The organism is Mycobacterium interjectum (assembly GCF_900078675.2).
In the GTDB taxonomy this organism is placed as follows: domain Bacteria; phylum Actinomycetota; class Actinomycetes; order Mycobacteriales; family Mycobacteriaceae; genus Mycobacterium; species Mycobacterium interjectum.
This window is the reverse complement of the sequence record NZ_LT546244.1, coordinates 1-812: the sequence shown is the minus strand read 5'-3', so window position 1 is coordinate 812 and position 812 is coordinate 1. Positions and strand designations below refer to the sequence as shown.

The 812-nt window shown below is 72.9% G+C and carries 1 protein-coding gene; it reads left to right on the top strand.

Annotated elements, in window-relative coordinates; genetic code table 11:
* Positions 1-812, top strand: an 812-nt coding sequence (locus BN4348_RS59000; protein WP_066917771.1) for a Y-family DNA polymerase, incomplete at both ends; no start/stop codon positions are given.

Genomic DNA, 812 nt, shown 5'->3' with positions numbered 1-812 from the left:
AGAAGAGACAGGGCCCACGGCGTGCGCACCGCGATGGGCGGGGCGCAGGCCCGGCGCCTGTGCCCGCACGCCGTGATCGTGCCGCCCCGGATGACGGCCTACAGCCGGGCCAGCGACGCCGTGTTCGAGGTGTTTCGCGACTGCACACCGATCGTGGAGGCGCTGTCGGTGGACGAGGCCTTCCTCGATGTCGGCGGGCTGCTCCGGGTCGCCGGCACCCCGGTCCAGATCGCCGAAAAGTTGCGCGCCGACGTGCGCGACCGCGTCGGCCTGCCGATCACCGTCGGCATCGCCCGGACGAAATTTCTCGCCAAGGTGGCCAGCCAGGAAGCCAAGCCCGACGGGCTGCTGCTGGTGCCGCCCGACCAGGAGCTGGCGTTTTTGCGCCCGCTGCCGGTGCGCCGGTTGTGGGGCGTGGGCGCCAAGACCGCCGAGCGGCTGCACAGCCACGGCATCGCGACCGTCGCCGACGTCGCCGAGCTCAGCGAGTCGACGCTGTCCTCCATGCTGGGCGGGGCCATGGGCCGCCAACTGTATGCGCTGTCCCGCAACATCGACCGCCGCCGGGTGACCACCGGGGTGCGCCGGCGATCCGTGGGCGCGCAACGGGCGCTGGGCCGTGCGGGCAACCGCATGTCGGCCGCGGAGGTCGACGCGGTGGTGGTGAACCTGATCGATCGCATCACCGCACGGATGCGCGCCGCCGGCCGCACCGGTCGCACGGTGGTGCTGCGGCTGCGCTTCGACGACTTCAGCCGGGCGACGCGGTCGCACACCCTGCCGTGGGCCACGTCGTCGACGCAGCCCATCCT